Raw genomic sequence first — 2,288 nt, forward strand, 5'->3', positions numbered from 1 at the left:
CTATACCACTACAAACAAGAAAACGAGCAGGCTAAGTCCCTATTAGTTGGGAAGTAGCACTGTTCGTTTTTGTATATATAATCAGATTTAACTCTTGAAATCTATAGATTGACAAATTTTTCAATGAAAAGCTTTTCATTGTTTTTTATCATTTCTTAGATTCAAATTCTGTATAAGTTTCCTGAAGATAAGCGTCAAAAACTTCTTCATCGGAAATCGTGTCAGAGATGAAGCTGCCGTTACTTGTGCGTTCTGACAGGTTCAAGTCTTGCAATCGGCTTTCATAGATTGTTCCTTTATTGGATTGGACCAGCAGAATCTGGTCGTTTTCTTCTACTTCTGTACTGAAGAGATCACCTACAAATCCTTGTTCGGCAACTGCTCCTGCTAAGAAGACACGATGCGGTTTGTTTTTCAACTCACGCAAGACTTGTAGCCCTCGTTTGGCACGGCTGGTTGCTGGAATTTCCTCAATAGAAACACGTTTCAAGCTTCCACGCTGAGTTAAGAGATAGAAGGAGGAGGTATTACAGATAAAGGCCGATTGGAGGACATCATCTTCTTTCAGATTCATAGCCTTGACACCTGCAGCCTTGGCACCGACAACCGGAACCTCTTCGATATTGAAACGAAGGGCATAACCATTTTGGTTAATCAAGAGAACATCATCTAGTTTAATCGGAGCCACTGCTACAATCTGATCTGTCTCGTCTTTAAGCTTAGCATACTTGACAGACTTAGATTTGTAGGTCCGCCATGGAGTGAATTCTTTGCGTTCTACGCGTTTGATTTGACCAAGACGAGTTGCTACAAAATAAGTTGTCGCATCATCAAACTGATCCACGACTTCCACATAAAGGACTTCTTCGTTAGTTTCAAAGTTGGTAATGGTTTGGCTCAAATGCTCTCCGATGTCCTTCCAGCGAATATCTGCCAATTCATGGATTGGTCTGTAGATGACATTTCCAAGACTTGTGAACATCAAGAGGTGCTGGGTTGTCTTGACAGCTTGTACAAAGATCAGACGGTCATCATCACGTTTGCCAATTTCTTCCAGAGTGGAAGCCGCAAAGGAACGTGGACTGGTACGCTTGATGTAACCTGCCTTGGTCACGCTAACGTAGGTATCTTCCTCGGCGATAAGGCTAGCTGTATCAATCTCAATTGCTTTCGCAGTGTCTTCTAAAGAACTCAAACGAGGAGTGGCAAACTTCTTCTTAACCTCACGAAGTTCTTTCTTCATGAGATTGTACATAGTCCGTTCGTCACCAATGATCGCTGCAAGCATGGCAATCTTTTCACGAAGTTCTGCTTCTTCTTCCTGCAAGACAACTACGTCTGTATTGGTCAAACGGTACAGTTGCAAGGTAACGATGGCCTCAGCCTGCTCTTCTGTAAAATCATAGCTGACCTTAAGGTTTTCCTTGGCGTCCGCCTTATTCTCAGAAGCACGGATAAGAGCAATGACTTCGTCCAAAATCGAAATCACGCGAATCAAACCTTCGACTATATGGAGACGTTTCTCAGCCTTTTCCTTGTCAAAGCGTGAACGCGCCAAAATCACTTCACGACGGTGGGCAATATAGCTAGACAAAATTGGGACAATCCCAACCTGACGAGGTGTGAAATTGTCAATCGCCACCATGTTAAAGTTGTAGTTGATTTGCAGATCAGTGTATTTGAAAAGATAATTAAGAACAAGCTCCGTATTAGCGTCTTTTTTGAGCTCAATAGCAATACGTAGACCATCACGGTCAGACTCGTCGCGAACCTCAGCAATACCAGCTACCTTGTTATTAACACGAACATCATCGATTTTCTTGACTAGATTAGCCTTGTTGATTTCATAAGGAATCTCAGTGATAACGATTTGTTCCTTACCACCTTTTAGCTTTTCAATTTCGGTCTTGGAACGAACAACCACGCGCCCTTTTCCAGTTTCATAGGCCTTTTTGATTTCATCACGACCTTGGATAATCGCACCAGTAGGGAAATCTGGCCCAGGCAAGAATTCCATGAGCTTTTCAACCTTAGCAGTTGGGTGATCAATCATGTAGACTGTAGCATCAATAACTTCAGCCAAATTATGCGGTGGAATATCTGTGGCATAACCAGCTGAAATCCCAGTTGAACCATTGACTAAGAGGTTTGGAAAGGCTGCTGGTAAGACAGTTGGTTCTTTCTCGGTATCGTCAAAGTTCCAAGCAAAAGGAACTGTCTTTTTCTCGATATCCTGAAGGAGATAACCTGCAATCTCAGACAAACGTGCCTCAGTATCTGTCTCTTAT

General features: G+C 42.5%; 1 pseudogene. It reads right to left on the reverse strand.

Annotated elements, in window-relative coordinates:
- Positions 1 to 148 precede the first annotated feature (148 nt).
- Positions 149 to 2,275: pseudogene (gene parC, locus QZ359_RS04725) on the reverse strand (DNA topoisomerase IV subunit A); the annotation flags it as partial.
- Between the last annotated feature and the right edge of the window lie 13 nt (positions 2,276 to 2,288).

Source organism: Streptococcus sp. (assembly GCF_019414905.1).
Lineage (GTDB): Bacteria > Bacillota > Bacilli > Lactobacillales > Streptococcaceae > Streptococcus.